Origin of the sequence: Zoogloea sp., from assembly GCF_041911615.1 — a bacterium.
GTDB lineage: Bacteria > Pseudomonadota > Gammaproteobacteria > Burkholderiales > Rhodocyclaceae > Zoogloea.
On the sequence record NZ_JAYROR010000052.1, the window covers coordinates 1 to 15,143 of the forward strand.

Consider the following 15,143-nt stretch of genomic DNA (forward strand, 5'->3'; position numbering starts at 1 on the left):
ACCGTGTTGCCCTCGGTGGAGAGCGCGCTGACGCGGCTGACGTAGCCCAGGCCCTTGGCCACAGTCTCCACGCCGAGCGCGGCGATCAGGTCATCCTGGGTGAACACTTCGAGCAGCTTCATCGGCGCGCGGCAGGCCCGGGGCGGGCGTGAACGGGAAAACCCGACAGTTTATACGCCAGCCCGCGCCATACGTGTGCGGCGATCGTCAAAATGCGCTCCTGAAATGCGGACGGGCCGCATTCGCGGCCCGTCGATGCTCAAGCTGCGCTGTGCGGCATCACCCGGTGCGATTGACCTCCGCACCGCTCTTCACGAACTCGATCGACTTCACCTCCATGCCCTTCTCCAGCGCCTCGGCCTCGCCGATGCCCTGCTGCGCGGCGAAGTCGCGTACGTCCTGGGTGATCTTCATCGAGCAGAAGTGCGGGCCGCACATCGAGCAGAAGTGCGCCACCTTGGCCGAGTCCTTGGGCAGGGTCTCGTCGTGGAATTCCTTCGCCTTGTCCGGGTCGAGGCCGAGGTTGAACTGGTCTTCCCAGCGGAACTCGAAGCGCGCCTTGGAGAGTGCGTTGTCGCGGATCTGCGCGCCCGGGTGGCCCTTGGCGAGGTCGGCGGCGTGGGCGGCGAGCTTGTAGGTGATGATGCCTTCCTTGACGTCGTCCTTGTCGGGCAGGCCGAGGTGTTCCTTCGGCGTCACGTAGCAGAGCATGGCGGTGCCGTACCAGCCGATCATCGCGGCACCGATGCCGCTGGTGATGTGGTCGTAGCCCGGGGCAATGTCGGTGGTCAGCGGGCCGAGGGTATAGAACGGGGCTTCCTTGCAGTATTCGAGCTGCAGGTCCATGTTCTCCTTGATCAGGTGCATCGGCACATGGCCCGGGCCTTCGATGATGGTCTGCACGTCGTGCTTCCAGGCGATGTCGGTGAGTTCGCCGAGGGTTTCGAGTTCGCCCAGCTGCGCGTCGTCATTGGCGTCGTAGATCGAGCCCGGACGCAGGCCGTCGCCGAGGCTGAAGGCCACGTCGTAGGCCTTCATGATTTCGCAGATTTCCTCGAAGTGGGTGTAGAGGAAGCTCTCCTTGTGGTGGGCGAGGCACCACTTGGCCATGATCGAGCCGCCGCGGGAGACGATGCCGGTCATCCGGTTGGCGGTCATGGGGATGTAGCGCAGCAGCACGCCGGCGTGGATGGTGAAGTAGTCGACGCCCTGTTCGGCCTGCTCGATGAGGGTGTCGCGGAAGATCTCCCAGGTGAGCTCTTCGGCCTTGCCGTTCACCTTCTCGAGCGCCTGGTAGATGGGCACGGTGCCGATGGGCACGGGGCTGTTACGGATGATCCACTCGCGGGTCTCGTGGATGTTCTTGCCGGTGGAGAGATCCATCACCGTGTCGCCGCCCCAGCGGGTGGCCCAGGTCATCTTGTCCACTTCCTCGTTGATGGAGGAGCCCAGCGCCGAGTTGCCGATGTTGGCGTTGATCTTCACGAGGAAGTTGCGGCCGATGATCATCGGCTCGGATTCGGGGTGGTTGATGTTGTTGGGGATGATGGCGCGGCCACGGGCCACTTCGCTGCGCACGAACTCGGGGGTGATTTCAGACGGAATCGCCGCGCCGAAATCCTGGCCCTTGTGCTGGCGGGTGAGGAGCTTCGCCATCTTCTCGCCCTGGGGGCCGGTGGCGCGCAGCGATTCGAGGTAGGCCTGGCGGTTGACGTTCTCGCGGATCGCCACGTATTCCATCTCGGGGGTGATGATGCCCTGGCGGGCGTAGTGCATCTGCGAGACGTTCTTGCCGGGCAGCGCGCGGCGCGGCTTGCGGTGCAGGCCGGGGAAGCGGAGTTCATCCAGAGCCGGGTCGGCGGCGCGGGCGCGGCCGTATTCGCTGGTGAGGTCGGCGAGCACTTCGGTGTCGCCGCGCTCTTCGATCCACCGCTGGCGCAGCGCCGGCAGGCCGGAGCGGATGTCGATCTTCGCGGCCGGGTCGGTGTAGGGGCCGGAACAGTCGTAGACGAAGATCGGCGGGTTCTTCTCGCCGCCGAAGCCGGTGGGGGTGTCGGCCTGGCTGATCTCGCGCATCGGCACGCGGATGTCCGGGCGCGAGCCTGCGACGTAGATCTTGCGGGAGTTGGGCAGCGGGGCGATGGCGGCCTCGTCCACGTGGGCGGACGCGGCGAGGAATTTGTCGGTGGCGTTCATGAAGGCTCCTTGGGAGGGGGGCGCCGAAGGGGAAGGCGCGGCCGGAGCCACGTTTCCCTACGCCGGCACGACCCGGATCAGGTTCGGAGGGTAAGTCTCAGCCGGGACATGCGCACCCAAGCGCGCACCGGCACCCCTAACGTATTTCCCCAAAGTACTGGAAGCGCAGGGTAAATGCAAGATTCTCCGGGTTTTTCCGGATGACGGCGGGCGGCCGTGGCTGGCTAAAGCTTTGGGGCTCCGGCGCCGAAATAGAGGCATCCGGCCTTCGCGGCCCGCCCTTTTTCCGGAGAATCACAATGCGCTACCGCCTGCGACCCCTTGCCGCCGCCTTGCTGGCCTGCGTCGGCACCACGTCCGCGCTGGCTGCCGACTGGCAGACCGTCGCTTCAGACAAGAAGCGCACGATCGAACTCGACCGGGCCAGCATCCTGCAGTCCGATCCCGGCACCAAGGTGGCGTGGGGGCGCATCGTGCTGTCCGAGGCCGAGGCGGCAACGGCCGGTTACATGGCGGTGAAGGCGTTGAACCGTTACGACTGCCGCAACCAGACCTTCGCGACCATCAAGCGGGTGTACCTCGACGCGGATTCGGCGGTGCTGAAGGACGAGAAGGTGAAGGTCGAGAAGGACATGCCGGTGGCGCCCGGCAGCGTGGACGAGAAGCTGTGGCGCGACGTGTGCAAGCCGGCGGGCGCGGCCGGCGGAACGAACGACATTTCGGCGCTGGCGAAGAACGCGGGCAAGGCCGCCCAGGCGAGCCAGGCGAAGCCCGAGCTGCGGGCGGCGGATTACCGCCCGGCCAAGGGCGTCGACAAGCCGGCGCTGACCCAGGTTTCCGACGCCAAGGCCGAGCACGGGGCCGAGCCGACGATGCCGATCAAGAAGAATTTCATCGACAAGCCGGCGCCGCCGCCGAAGGCCGAGCCGGCCCCCGAAAAGCCGGTCCAGGCCGAGGCGCCGCCTGAAGTGCGCCGGGTGCCGGCCTACGTGCCCCCGCCGCGCCCGCGTCCGCGGGTGGTGCGCGCGCCGGCGATGCAGATTGAGGCGCAGGCGGCCCACGGCCCGGCGGCTGCCGGTACGCCGCTGGCCCACCACGACATCCACTGGAGCTACGACGGCGAAACCGGACCGGCCAACTGGGGCGTGCTGCGGCCCGACTGGCAACTGTGCGGATCGGGCGAGCGGCAGTCGCCGATCGACATCCGCGAGGGCATCAAGGTGGAGCTGGAGCCGATTCGCTTCGATTACCGGCCGACGCCGTTCCGGATCATCGACAACGGCCACACGGTGCAGGTCAACGTCGGCCCCGGCAACAGCCTGCAGGTGATGGGCCGGTATTACGATCTGGTGCAGTTCCACTTCCACCGCCCGTCCGAGGAGCGCATCAACGGAAAGGGCTTCGAGATGGTGGCGCATCTGGTCCACAAGGATCTGGACGGCCGTCTGGCGGTGGTGGCGGTGTTGCTGGAGCGGGGGCAGGCGCATCCGCTGGTGCAGACGCTGTGGAACAACCTGCCCCTCGAGAAGAACGTGGACTATTCGCCCGAGGGGGTGACGATCGATCTGAGCCAGTTGCTGCCGAACGATCGCAATTACTACACCTACATGGGCTCGCTGACCACGCCCCCGTGCAGCGAAGGGGTGATGTGGATGGTGATGAAGCAGCCGCAGCAGTTGTCGGCCGAGCAGATCGCGATCTTCGCGCGGATGTATCCGATGAACGCGCGCCCGGTGCAGTCGATCCGCGGTCGGATGATCAAGGAGTCGCGCTGAGCGGCGACAGGAGGCGAGGGCCGCCTCCCCGGGGGGCGGGGCGGGACGGCAGCGTGAAGGGCGAACCTGAGGTTCGCCCTTCTTTTTTGCAGGGGGCAGCCACGGCGTGGGGGCGACGGCCCCGTTGGCTCATTCGCCGGTGCGGGCGGCGAGTTCGGCGATGAGGGTGTCGAGGCTTGCGGCGAGCTGGGCGGCGAGCTGGCGGCTGTGCGTGTCGCCGGCGCGGGCGGCGTAGTCGGTGGTGGCGGCCAGTTCGTGGATGGCGTCGGCCTTGAGGGTGCCGGCGGTGCCCTTGATGCTGTGGGCGAGGAAGGACAGTTCGGCCAGGTCGCCGTCGCCGTCGGCGAGGGCGCGCAGGCGCACGACGCTGGTCCGGTAGTTGGCGAGCGCCCGGCTGGCGAGGCGGGTGACGAAGGCGGTCTTGCCCTTGAACTGGGCTTCGAGGGCGCTCCAGTCGATCAGGCCGTGCGCGGCGGCTTCGACGGGGGATTCGGCGTCGGATGTGGGCATGGGCGTCGGTTCCGGAGTGGGGGCGGTCATGGTGGTGGAAGGCGGCGGCGCGGCGGCTTCGGTGCGGCTGGATTGCCGGCAGTGTCGCAGGATTTCCTCGACGAGGGTATCCAGTTCGAGGGGTTTGGGAATGTGGGCGAGCATCCCGGCGGCGAGGCAGTTGCTGCGGGCGTCGGCGCCGGCGTGGGCGGTGAGGCCGAGCACGGGCAACGTCGGGTCGAGCGTCTTGAGGCGACGGGTGAGCTCGTAACCGTCCATGTCGGGCATCTGGACGTCGGTCAGCACGAGCTGGTAGTAGGCGGTGCCGACGGTGTCGAGCTGGGCCAGCGCTTCGGCTGCGCCGGGAACGCAATCGATGCGGGCGCCTTCCTGGGCGAGCAGGTCGGCGAGCACCAGGCGGTTGATCTCGTTGTCGTCCACGGCGAGCAGGGTCAGCCCGGTCAGTCGGGTGTCGGGCGGGGAGTAGGCGGCGGTCTGGCCGCCGCCGCGGGTACGCAGGCATTCGACGAGGTGGCGCACGCGCAGGGGGCGTTCGATGAGCGGCCGCCGACCGGAGAGACCGTCGGCCAGGCCGGACATGTCGAACTCGTCGATGCGCCCGACGAGGGCGACCGGATGGCCGTCGTCGCGCAGGTTGCGCAGCCACTTGCGCCACATCGGGCCTTCGTCGGCGATGCGCGCGTCGATGGCGATCAGGGCGCCGGCCGGCACCGGCGACACCGGTTGTTCGACGGCACTGGCGCTGACGCCCCGGGCCTGCAGTTCGGTGACGAGGGGGGCGCTTTCGTCGGGCGGAAAGCCGGCCAGGAGCAGGTGGCCGGACGGGGGCGGGCGGTCGTCGGGTTCGGGGGCGATGAGCGGCAGGCGCACGTCGAAGCTGCTGCCGGCGCCCGGGGTGCTGGTGACGAGCATCTGCCCGCCCATGCTCTTGACGAGGTGGTCGCAGATGGAGAGGCCCAGCCCGGTGCCGCCGAAGCACCGGGTGGTGGCGTTGTCGGCCTGCTCGAAGGGCTGGAACAGGCGTGCGACTTGTTCGGCGGTCATGCCGATGCCGGTGTCGCTGACCCGCAGGCTGAGGATGTCACCCTCGACGCGCACGTCGAGGGTGACGCTGCCGTGTTCGGTGAACTTGATCGCGTTGCCGAGCAGATTGACCAGGATCTGCGACAGCCGTAGGGGGTCGCCGCGGCAACTGGCGGGCAGGCCGCGCTCGAGCACGGTGAAGCCGAGCCCCCGGTTGAAGGCGCGTTCGGCGGTGAGCGTCACGGCGGCGTCGATGACTTTGCCGGGTTCGATGGCGATGCTCTCGACCCGCAGCTTGCCGGCTTCGATCTTGGAGCAGTCGAGGATGTCGTTGATGACGCCGAGCAGGTGCTGGCCCGATTCGTTGATCCGCGCGAACTGCTGCGCGGCGTTGCGTCCGGCGGAACTGCGCTGGCCCATCTGGGCGAGGCCGAGGATGGCGTTGAGCGGGGTGCGGATTTCGTGGCTCATGTTGGCGAGGAACTCGCTGCGGGCCTGGGCGAGCCGTTCGGCCTCGGCGCGGGCGGCGGCGTGGGCGTCCTCGACGCGGCGCCGTTCGCGCATTTCCTGCAGCACGATGAAGATGACCACCAGCGGCACGGTGCCCATGCCGACCAGCAGCAGCGGCGGCGTCGAGTGGGCGCTCAGCTCCTGCTCGGTGATGAGCATCGCCAGCGAGAACGGCGAGTTGTCGATGCCCTGCTTGAGCACCGCGATCAGGCTGGCTTCGTCGTTGAGGAGGGAATGGGTGAGGGTGTTGTTGCCGGCCTTGAGGCGGGTGAGGTGCTCGATGACGTCGGGGTCGGAGAAGACGGCGGGCGCCTGCTTCGAGATGGGCTGGCCGGTGGCGCCGTACACGACGGCCTCGGGGCGCAGGCTGGCGGTGGCGGACAGGCGGCTGTCGAGGGGGTCGAAGGCGCAGTGGGCGACGAGGTAGCCGCGGTGCTTGCCCTTGCGGGTCACGGGCTGGATGAGGCGCAGCAGGTGGCCGTCCTCGTGCAGGCTGAGGGTGACCGGCGCCTGCTGCAGGGTGGTGAGCTGGGCGGCGAGGTCTTCGGCGGTGCCGGTGGGCGCGCTGCCGACGCGGGCGACGATCTGGCCGTTCTCGTCGATCAGCATGAGCTGCTCGTAGATGTGGGTGAAGCCGAGGCGCTTGCGCTCGAGCAGGAGCTGCAGCTTGTCCTCGATGGCCTGGATGTTGATGGCGAGCCCGTAGTCGGAGCTCATGCCGAGATCCTGACTGCCGAAGTAGGCGGTGACCACCTCGGAGGCGGCCAGGTCGGTCAGGTCGTTGTGGCGTTCGGCGAAGTAGTAGCTGAGGGCGTCGGCCTGGCGGACGAGTTCGAGCTGGGCGGCTTCGAGCAGGTTCTGGCGCAGGCGCTCGCGCATGTCGAGGTTGTACAGCAGCAGGCCGATCGCGTAGGCGATGAAGATCAGGACGGCGATGAGGCTCTTGCGATAGCGTCTGAGCAGCGGCTCCGCGGGCGACATGGGCACGGGTCAGTCGTTGCCGGGCAGACCGGCGAAGAATTGGGGCAGATAGCGCGGCGCGGTGCGGTAGTACTTCTTCACCAGCTTCATGTAGGTGCCGTCCTGCTTGATGTCGGCGAGGAAGCTGTTGAAGGCGGCGCGCAGCTCCGGCGAACTCTTGCGGAAGGCGGCGGCCATGTCCTGCGGCCCGGAGATGGGGCCGATGATCTTGAACTGTCCCGGCCATTTCTCGACGGCGATCATGATGTCGGGCACGTCCAGGAGGGTCATGTCGGCCTCGCCCTTCATCACCGCGGGCACGATGTCATTGACCGTCGGGCTGCGGGTGAAGCGCTTGAGCGCGTAGCCCTTGCCTTCCAGGTCGTAGAGGTTGGGGTCGAGGCACATGTTGTCCATCACGAAGGTGCTGCCGAGCTTCATGGCAGCCTTGGTGGCCTTGATGTCCTGGGCCAGATTGCCGCTGGGCTTGATCGGCGTGGCGGCCGATTCGGGGCGTGCGACCAGCCACACGGCGGACGGGAAGGTGGGGTCGGAGTAGTCGATCAGCTTCTTGCGGGTGGCGAGGACGGTGAGCCCGTTGCTGACGATGTCGCCGCGGATCGGGCGGCTGGCGGTGGTGTGGGGCGTGGGTTTGTATTCCACGTCCTTGCCGATCAGGTCGCCGAGCAGGTTGGGCCAGGTGGAGGGGACGTATTCGTAGCGCACGCCGAGGTGGCGGGCGAAGCGCTGGATCAGTTCGACGTCGAAGCCGTCGCCGCTGCCGGTGTTGAAGTTGGCGTAGGGCACGCCGAGATGGCGCAGCACGCCGCGTTCGCGGATTTCACGCAGATCGTTGGCCAGGGCGCCCTGGGCGAGCAGCAGCACGACGACGGCCAGGCAGGTCCGCAGGAGACGTGTCATGGAAAACCCCTTCCGTGCCACCCGGGCGCAGGGCAGGTGGCTGATGAGCAATGATCGAAGCATTGCCCATAACGGAAGCCGGGGCGATTTCTTTACCCGAATCGCGTCGCCCCGGCCGAGGGGGCGGCGCTCAGGCCGCCATCGCGGCGGCGGCGATGTCGAGGGCGCGCAGGCGCAGGGCGGGCTCGAAGATGTCGCAGACGACCATGAACTCGTCGGCGCCGGTGACCTGGGCGAGGCGGGCGAAGCCCTCGCGGACCCGCTCCGGCCCGCCGATCACCGCGGCGGCCAGGAAGTCGCCGATGGCGGCGCGCTCCTCGGGGTGGCGCGAGGCCATGAAGCCTTCGACCGGCGGCTGCAGGCGCCGCCGGTTGCCGCTGAGGATGCCGAGCACGCGCTGGTAGTTGCTGCTGGCGAGGAATTCGGCCTCTTCGTCGGTGGGGGCTGCGACGAGGGGGACGCCGATCATGACGTAGGGCTCGGCGAGCACGGCCGACGGGCGGAACTGGCTGCGGTACAGCTCGATGGCCTGGAGCACCTGGCGCGGCGCGAAGTGGGAGGCGAAGGCGTAGGGCAGGCCGCGCTCGGCGGCGAGACGGGCGGAGAACAGGCTGGAGCCGAGGATCCAGATCGGCACGTTGGTGCCGGCGCCGGGCATCGCGACGACGCGCTGGCCGGGCTGGACGGGGCCGAGGAGCTGTTGCAGCTCGGCCACTTCGCGGGGGAAGTCGTCCTCGGTCTCGACGCGGTCGCGGCGCAGGGCGCGCATCGTGACGCCGTCGGTGCCGGGGGCGCGGCCGAGGCCCAGGTCGATGCGGCCGGGGTAGAGCTCGGCGAGGGTGCCGAAGGCTTCGGCGACCACCAGCGGGGCGTGGTTGGGCAGCATGATGCCGCCGGAGCCGACCCGGATGCGCCGGGTGCCGCCGGCGAGGTGGCCGACCAGCACGGCGGTGGCGGAGCTGGCGATGCCGGGCATGTTGTGATGTTCGGCCACCCAGTAGCGGGTGAAGCCGAGCTGCTCGGCGTGCCGTGCGGTGTCGAGGGCCACCGCGAGGGCGTCGGCGACGCTGCGGCCTTCGCGGACGGCGACGAGGTCGAGCATCGAGAGTTGGATGTCTTTGAGGTTTTTCATGTCGGGTGCGCTGGGGTCGGGGACGTTCTGGGGCGGCACTTACGCTCGCTGGATAAGCGTAGCGCGTCCGCGGCGGTCTTGCTTGCCGGCGTGCGCCGTGTCAGGCCTGCTGCACGTCGGGGCACGGCGCGGCCGGGGGGGCGTGCATCGCGCTGCGGGCTTCGATCTCGTCGGCGAGGCGTTCGAGCCGCTCGGCCAGGCGCAGGGCGAGATCGAGGCTGTCGGGGCGGCCCTCGCGGGCGGCGAGGTCGGTGGCGGCGGCGAACTGGTGGATCGGCATGGCCTTGATGGCGCCCGCCGAGCCCTTGATGCTGTGGGCGAGGAAGGCGAGGTCGGCGAGGTTGCCGTCGGCGGCGAGGGCGCGCAGGCGCGCGGCGTCGTCGCGGTAGCCGACGATGGCCTTGCCGGCGATGCGTTCGAGGAAGCGGGGCTTGCCGCGGAATTGCGCGGCGAACGCGGGCCAGTCGATGAGCGCTTCGCCTGCCTCGGTAACCACGTCGGGGGCGGGGAGCGCGGGGCGGGCGGCAGGCGGCGGGGCGCTGGCGGGGGCGCCGCCGGGGCCGGGTGCGGGGCGGCAGCGGCGAAGGATCTCGGCCACCAGCAGGTCCAGATCGACGGGTTTGGTGATGTGGGCGAGCATGCCGGCGGCCAGGCATTGGGCGCGCGCTTCGGGGCCGGCGTGGGCGGTGAGGCCGAACACGGGCAGGTCGGGGTGGCGGGCGACGATCAGCCGGGCCAGCTGGTAGCCGTCCATGCCGGGCATCTGGATGTCGGTGAGGACGATGTCGAAACCGGCGCGGCCGTGGGCGTCGAGGCGGGTCAGGGCGTCGGCGGCGGCTTCGCAGCATTCGACCCGGGCGCCTTCCTGGGTCAGCATGTCCTCGAGGACGACGCGGTTGATCTCGTTGTCGTCGATGGCGAGGATGCGCAGGCCGCTGAGGCGCGCTTCGTGAGGGGTGTCGGCGCAGTGGGCGGTGGCGTGGGGCTGGCCGAGGCAGGCGACGAGGTGGCGGCTGCGCAGCGGGCGTTCGATCAGGTGCAGCTGGGCGGTGATGGCTTCGGGCAGCGGTGCGTCGGCGATTTCGTCGAGGCGGCCGGCGAGGGCGGTGGGGATGTGCTGGTGCTGAAGGGTTTCGAACCACGCGCGCCAGGCGCAGGCGTCGCCGCCCAGCCGGGCGTCCACGACGACCAGGCGGGTGCCCGGCGGCGGTGGGGCGGGCCGCGCGATGCGGGTGACGGGCAGGCCGCGCCCGGCCAGGTCGGCGATGAGCGGGGCGATTTCGACGGGCGGAAAGCCGGCCATGACGATGGTGCCGGCATCGGGCGGGACGCCGGGGAACTCGGCGCCGTCGAGGGGCAGGCGGATGTCGAAGCGGCTGCCGGCGCCCGGTGCGCTGTCGACCTCGATGGTGCCGCCCATCAGCTCGACCAGGTGGGCGCAGATCGACAGGCCCAGGCCGGTGCCGCCGAAGCGCCGGGTGGTGGAGCTGTCGGCCTGTTCGAAGGGCTGGAAGAGGCGGGCGATCTCGGCGGGGCTCATGCCGACGCCGGTGTCGCTGACCCGCAGGTGGAGCTGGTCGCCGTCGACGCCGGCCTCGAGGGTGACGCAGCCGCGCTCGGTGAACTTGATGGCGTTGCCCAGGAGATTGACCAGGATCTGCGACAGGCGCAGCGGGTCGCCCAGGCAGCGGGAGGGCAGGCCCCGTTCGTGGACTTCGAGGGCGAGGCCGCGGGCGTAGGCGCGCTCGGCGGTGAGGGTGATGGCGTTGTCGATGATCTGGCCGGGCTCGACGACGATGTGCTCGACGGTGAGCTTGCCGGCCTCGATCTTGGTGTAGTCGAGGATGTCGTTGACGATGCCGAGCAGGTGTTCCCCGGATTCGAGGATGCGCACGAACTGGCGCCGTGCCTGGCGGCCGTTGAGGTCGCGTTGCCCGATCTGGGCGAGGCCGAGCACCGCGTTGAGCGGTGTACGGATCTCGTGGCTCATGTTGGCGATGAACTCGCTGCGGGTGCGGGCCAGCCGTTCGGCTTCGGCGCGGGCGGCGGCGCGGGCGTCGGCCAGGGCGTGCTCGACCTGGCGGCGCTCGCGCATCTCGAGCATCACGATGTACAGCACGATGAAGGGCACCGCGCCGGCGGCGGCGAGGAACAGCGAGGGAATGGCGTGGGCGGAGAGTTCGCGCTCGGTGACGAGGGCGGCGAGGGCCACCGGCGTGCCATCGACGGGCTGCTTGACGAGGGCGATGGGGGTGTCGTCGCGCACGGCGTCGAGCGGGCCGGCGAGGCGGGCTTCGCTGACGGCGGGGTCGGCGAGCAGGCGGGCGATGTCGGTGCGGGCGAAGCCGGTCGGGGCGTTGGGGCCGACCGGTCGGCCGTTGGCGCTGGCGATCAGGGCTTCAGGGCGCAGGCTGTGGGCGGCGGCGCGGCTCTGGATCGCGGTCACCGGGCTGTAGGCGATGAGATGGCCGCGCAGGGTGTTCTTGATGAGGATCGGCTGGCTGAAGCGCAGCAAGTCGCGCGCCGGCAGCAGGCTGACGTTGCGGGTCCGCCCCAGGCGCGGCGCCAGGCCGGCGTAGTCCTCGAGGGGGTTGGCGGACAGTTCGCCGGCCTCGGCGATGGTCTGGCCGTCGGTGCCGATGAGGACGATGCGCTCGTAGATGCGGGTGTCGCCCAGGCGTTCGCGGTCGATGAGCTGCGTGAAGCGGTCTTCGATGGCCTGGGTGTGGACGCCCAGGCCGTACTCGATGGTCATGCCGAGGTCGAGGCCAGCGAAGTAGTTGGCGACGGGGTCGGACGCGGCCTGGTTGGCTAGCGTGTTGTGGCGTTCGGAGAAATAGGCCGAGAGGCTTTCGGCCTGCTTGGCCAGTTCGAGCCGGGCGGCGTCGAGGAGGTTGCGCTCGAGCCGCTGCTGGACGTTCAGGTTATGAACGAACAGGCCCACCGCGTAGGCGATGAACAGGACGACGGCGATGAAACTCTTGCGGTAGCGCCTGAGCAGCGGTGAGTCGACGAACATCGACGGCGTTTATCGACTGGACCTGGCGCCCGGAATGTCGCGGAAGAACTCGGGCAGATAGCGCGGGGCGACGGGGAAGTACTTCTTGACCAGTTTCATGTAGGTGCCGTCTTTCTTGATGCCGGCGAGGAAGCGGTTGAAGGCTTCGCGCAGCTCCGGCGAATCCTTGCGGAAGGCGGCGCCCATGCGCTGCTCGTCCGAGATCGGGCCGATGACCTTGATCTTGCCGGGCCACAGTTCGAGGGCCAGCAGCACGTCGGGCACGTCGAGCAGGGTCATGTCGCTCTCGCGCTTGAGCATGGCCGGCACGATGTCGTTGATGTTGGTGCTGCCGGTGAAGCGCTTGAGCTTGAGCCCCTTGCCTTCGAGATCGTAGAGGGTGGGGTCGAGGCAGGAGTTGTCCATCACGAAGGTGGTGCCGAGCTTCATGTTGGCCTTGGTGCTGCGGATGTCCGCTTCCTTGTCGCCGCTCGGGCGGATCGGCGTGGCGGCCGAGTCGGGGCGGGCCAGCAGCCAGACGGCGGAGGGGAAGGTGGGGTCGGAGAAGTCCACGAGCTTCTGGCGCGGGGGCAGGATGGTCATGCCGTTGGCGATGAGGTCGCCGCGCACCGGGCGCCGGCCGATTTCCTGGACGCTGGGCTTGAAGCGGATTTCCTTGCCGGTGAGATCGCCGATGGCGTCGTCCCAGGTGCTCGGCACGAACTCGTAGCGCACGCCCAGGTGGCGGGCGAAGAGTTGCACGATTTCCACGTCGAGACCGTCGCCGCTGCCGGTGACGAAGTTGGCGTAGGGCACGCCCAGGTGGCGCAGCACGCCGCGCTCGCGGATGTCGCGCAGGTCGTCGGCGAGGGCGCTGCCGGCGCAGAGCAGGAGGCCGGCGACAGCGACGGCCAGGGGGGCGAGCAGACGGGAGAGGCGGAGGGACATGACGGTTTTTCCGATGTGTCCTGCATGGGCACGGAATGGACAGAGCCGCCATTTTAGCGCTAGAAACTAAACTTTAGTAATAGATGGCGGGGACGCCTCACTGGCCTGGAACGCCTGACTGGCAAGGGTTTTCGAGAGAAAGGCGGCGAGTCGCGGGTCGTTGCAGAAGACGACGTTGAAGCGCAGCCAGGGGGACGCCTGACCTTGCGGACGGAATACGCTGCCGGGGGCCAGCACGATGTTCTCGCGGGCCGCGCGGCGGGCCAGTTCGGTGGTGTCGGCGATCCCCGGCACCCGCGCCCACACGAAGGGGCCGCCCTTGGGTTCGGGGTCGGGCACCAGGCCGACCCGCTCCAGCATCCGCAGCGCCAGTCCGCTGGCTTCGCCGAGACGGGCCTTGAGGCGGTCGAGGTGCTTGCGGTAGTGGCCGTCGGTGAGAAGCTGGTGGATGAGCTGCTCGGACAGTTCGGCCGAGGACATCATCGAGACGATCTTCACGTCGGTGAAGCGGTGCGCCAGGTCGGGCCGGCAGGCCAGGAAGCCGACCCGCAGGTTGCCCGACAGGGTTTTCGAGAAGCTGGCGGTGTAGATCACCCGCGAGAGCTGGTCGAGCCCGGCGAGGCGGGTGGCGGCGTCGGGGGCGAGGTCGCCGTAGATGTCGTCCTCGACGATCATGAAATCGTGCTTTTCGGCCAGTTGCAGGATGCGGAAGGCGACCGCGGGGGAGAGGTTGCAGGCGGTGGGGTTGTGCAGCACCGAATGGGTGAAGAACAGCCGTGGCTGGTGGTGGGCGAGCAGGGCTTCGAGGGCGACGGGGTCGGGGCCGTCGGGGGTGCGCGGCACGCCGACGAGGGCGACGCCGTAAAGGCGCAGGTTGCCGAACAGGTTCCAGTAGCCGGGGTCGTCCACCAGCACGCAGTCGCCGGGCTTGAGGAAGTAGCGGCAGACGATGTCGAGCGCCTGATGCACGCCGTAGGTGAGGACGATCTGCTCGGGCGTGGCGCCGATGCCGATCTCGGCGAGGCGCACCTGCAGCTGGGCGCGCAGCGGCGCGTAGCCCTGGGGGGTGCCGTAGCTCACCGGGCGTACGTCGGGACGCCGGGACAGGCTGCGCAGAGCGCGCAGCACGCCGGCCTCGTCGAGCCACGCGGCGGGCAGGCCACCGGCGCCGGCGAGAATGCGCCCGGGCTGGTCCACCGCCATCTCGCGGATCATCCAGGTGGCGTCGATGGCCCGTTCGATGGCTTGTTCGGACGCGGCGGCGGGCATCGGCTGGCCGCGGTCGGCCACGTAGAAGCCGGAGCCGCGGCGCGACTGCAGGTAGCCGATGGCGACCAGCCGGTCGTAAGCCTCGACGACCGTGAAGCGTGATACGCGGTGGTTTTCGGCGAACTGGCGGATCGGGGGCAGGCGGGCGCCCGGGCGCAGGAGGCGGTCGTCGATGCGGGTGCGCAGCGCGCCGACGATCTGGTCCACGAGCGGGGTGGCGCTGTCGGGGTCGAGGGCGATCTGCAGCATGGGGAGCTCCGGTGTATTGGCGGCGCTACCGGGCCAGCGGCGGGAAAACGGCCGGTACGGTAAGGCGTATTGGCGGAAAGGTGTGCCTGTGGGGCGCGGAAATTGTCCGATATTGTCAGGGTATCTGTTCTGCGATGTCGAGGAGTGCCGTCATGGGCCACGTTGTGTGGGTGGGGCTGTCCGCCGGTTTGCTGGTGGGGTGTGTGGCGTCGGCGTGGGCGGGCGGCGTCGAGGCGTATTGCCCCGAACTGAAGTGGGTGTTGCTGGCGCCGCCCGGGGGCAGCGCGGTGCAGGTGATCGACGTGCGCCGCGGGGTGACGCCGCTGGCGACGCTGCGCAGCCGGCCGCGCGGACCGGTGCTGGCGGTGCATGTGCAGGCGGCGAGCCGGCGGGTGTGGGTGCTGGCGGCGGACGGGCTGGATGCCCACGACGGGTTCAGCGGCCGGTTGCTGGGACGCTGGCCGGCGCCGCCAGGGGTGCGGCTGGACCGGCTGGCGGTCGATGACGGTGGTCGGCTCACGGTGTGGAGTGGGGCGCAGCCTTACGTCGCGCCGGTGGGGGCGGCGCTGCTGGTGCCCACCGGCGCGCAGGTGAGCTGGCGTTGAGCGGCGCTCAGGCGTCCGCGTCGCCCGCCGCGATGGGGCGCAGGCCG

Annotated in this window: 9 protein-coding genes and 1 riboswitch; of the genes, 2 read left to right on the forward strand and 7 right to left on the reverse strand. The window is 69.5% G+C overall.

Annotation, left to right across the window (positions count from 1 at the left end):
* Positions 1-279: 279 nt before the first annotated feature.
* Positions 280-2,196, reverse strand: a complete 1,917-nt coding sequence (thiC, locus tag ACE3P2_RS06110; RefSeq protein ID WP_374262184.1) for a phosphomethylpyrimidine synthase ThiC — start codon at positions 2,194-2,196, stop codon at positions 280-282.
* Positions 2,197-2,233: 37 nt separating this feature from the next.
* A riboswitch (TPP riboswitch) is annotated at positions 2,234-2,344 on the reverse strand.
* Between the two features lie 151 nt (positions 2,345-2,495).
* On the opposite strand from thiC, the gene ACE3P2_RS06115 reads away from it, so the two are divergent.
* A complete protein-coding gene (locus ACE3P2_RS06115) occupies positions 2,496-3,971 on the forward strand; it encodes a carbonic anhydrase (protein ID WP_374262186.1) in 1,476 nt (491 codons plus the stop codon).
* Between the two features lie 129 nt (positions 3,972-4,100).
* On the opposite strand, the gene ACE3P2_RS06120 is transcribed toward ACE3P2_RS06115, so the two are convergent.
* The 6 genes from ACE3P2_RS06120 to ACE3P2_RS06145 all read right to left on the reverse strand — a co-directional run bounded on the left by ACE3P2_RS06120 (position 4,101) and on the right by ACE3P2_RS06145 (position 14,491).
* Positions 4,101-6,995 carry an ATP-binding protein gene (locus ACE3P2_RS06120; protein WP_374262207.1) on the reverse strand — a complete coding sequence of 965 codons (2,895 nt, stop codon included), beginning with the start codon at positions 6,993-6,995 and terminating at the stop codon, positions 4,101-4,103.
* A 9-nt stretch (positions 6,996-7,004) separates the two neighbouring features.
* A complete protein-coding gene (locus ACE3P2_RS06125; RefSeq protein ID WP_374262189.1) occupies positions 7,005-7,895 on the reverse strand; it encodes a transporter substrate-binding domain-containing protein in 891 nt (296 codons plus the stop codon).
* Positions 7,896-8,025: 130 nt separating this feature from the next.
* Complete coding sequence (locus ACE3P2_RS06130) at positions 8,026-9,027, reverse strand: LLM class flavin-dependent oxidoreductase (protein ID WP_374262192.1); 1,002 nt, start codon at positions 9,025-9,027, stop codon at positions 8,026-8,028.
* 100 nt (positions 9,028-9,127) lie between these two features.
* The gene (locus tag ACE3P2_RS06135; protein ID WP_374262195.1) at positions 9,128-12,046 is read right to left on the reverse strand and encodes an ATP-binding protein; all 2,919 of its coding nucleotides are present in this window, start codon (positions 12,044-12,046) and stop codon (positions 9,128-9,130) included.
* Positions 12,047-12,055: 9 nt separating this feature from the next.
* Positions 12,056-12,973: a transporter substrate-binding domain-containing protein gene (locus ACE3P2_RS06140; RefSeq protein ID WP_374262198.1), complete on the reverse strand. Its 918-nt coding sequence runs from the start codon at positions 12,971-12,973 to the stop codon at positions 12,056-12,058.
* A gap of 66 nt (positions 12,974-13,039) precedes the next feature.
* Positions 13,040-14,491 (reverse strand): PLP-dependent aminotransferase family protein, encoded by a 1,452-nt coding sequence (locus tag ACE3P2_RS06145; RefSeq protein ID WP_374262201.1) that lies wholly within the window; start codon positions 14,489-14,491, stop codon positions 13,040-13,042.
* Between the two features lie 152 nt (positions 14,492-14,643).
* Here ACE3P2_RS06145 and ACE3P2_RS06150 point away from each other — a divergent pair, with 152 nt between their 5' ends.
* Positions 14,644-15,096 carry a hypothetical protein gene (locus ACE3P2_RS06150; RefSeq protein WP_374262204.1) on the forward strand — a complete coding sequence of 151 codons (453 nt, stop codon included), beginning with the start codon at positions 14,644-14,646 and terminating at the stop codon, positions 15,094-15,096.
* Positions 15,097-15,143 lie beyond the last annotated feature (47 nt).

What these genes read in the sequence shown, in the direction of transcription:
- ACE3P2_RS06125 (WP_374262189.1), bottom strand. Translation starts at nt 7,895, where the DNA reads ATGACACGTCTCCTGCGGACCTGCCTGGCCGTCGTCGTGCTGCTGCTC.
- ACE3P2_RS06115 (WP_374262186.1), top strand. Translation starts at nt 2,496, where the DNA reads ATGCGCTACCGCCTGCGACCCCTTGCCGCCGCCTTGCTGGCCTGCGTC.
- ACE3P2_RS06140 (WP_374262198.1), bottom strand. Translation starts at nt 12,973, where the DNA reads ATGTCCCTCCGCCTCTCCCGTCTGCTCGCCCCCCTGGCCGTCGCTGTC.
- ACE3P2_RS06120 (WP_374262207.1), bottom strand. Translation starts at nt 6,995, where the DNA reads ATGTCGCCCGCGGAGCCGCTGCTCAGACGCTATCGCAAGAGCCTCATC.
- ACE3P2_RS06130 (WP_374262192.1), bottom strand. Translation starts at nt 9,027, where the DNA reads ATGAAAAACCTCAAAGACATCCAACTCTCGATGCTCGACCTCGTCGCC.
- ACE3P2_RS06135 (WP_374262195.1), bottom strand. Translation starts at nt 12,046, where the DNA reads ATGTTCGTCGACTCACCGCTGCTCAGGCGCTACCGCAAGAGTTTCATC.
- thiC (WP_374262184.1), bottom strand. Translation starts at nt 2,196, where the DNA reads ATGAACGCCACCGACAAATTCCTCGCCGCGTCCGCCCACGTGGACGAG.
- ACE3P2_RS06145 (WP_374262201.1), bottom strand. Translation starts at nt 14,491, where the DNA reads ATGCTGCAGATCGCCCTCGACCCCGACAGCGCCACCCCGCTCGTGGAC.
- ACE3P2_RS06150 (WP_374262204.1), top strand. Translation starts at nt 14,644, where the DNA reads ATGGGCCACGTTGTGTGGGTGGGGCTGTCCGCCGGTTTGCTGGTGGGG.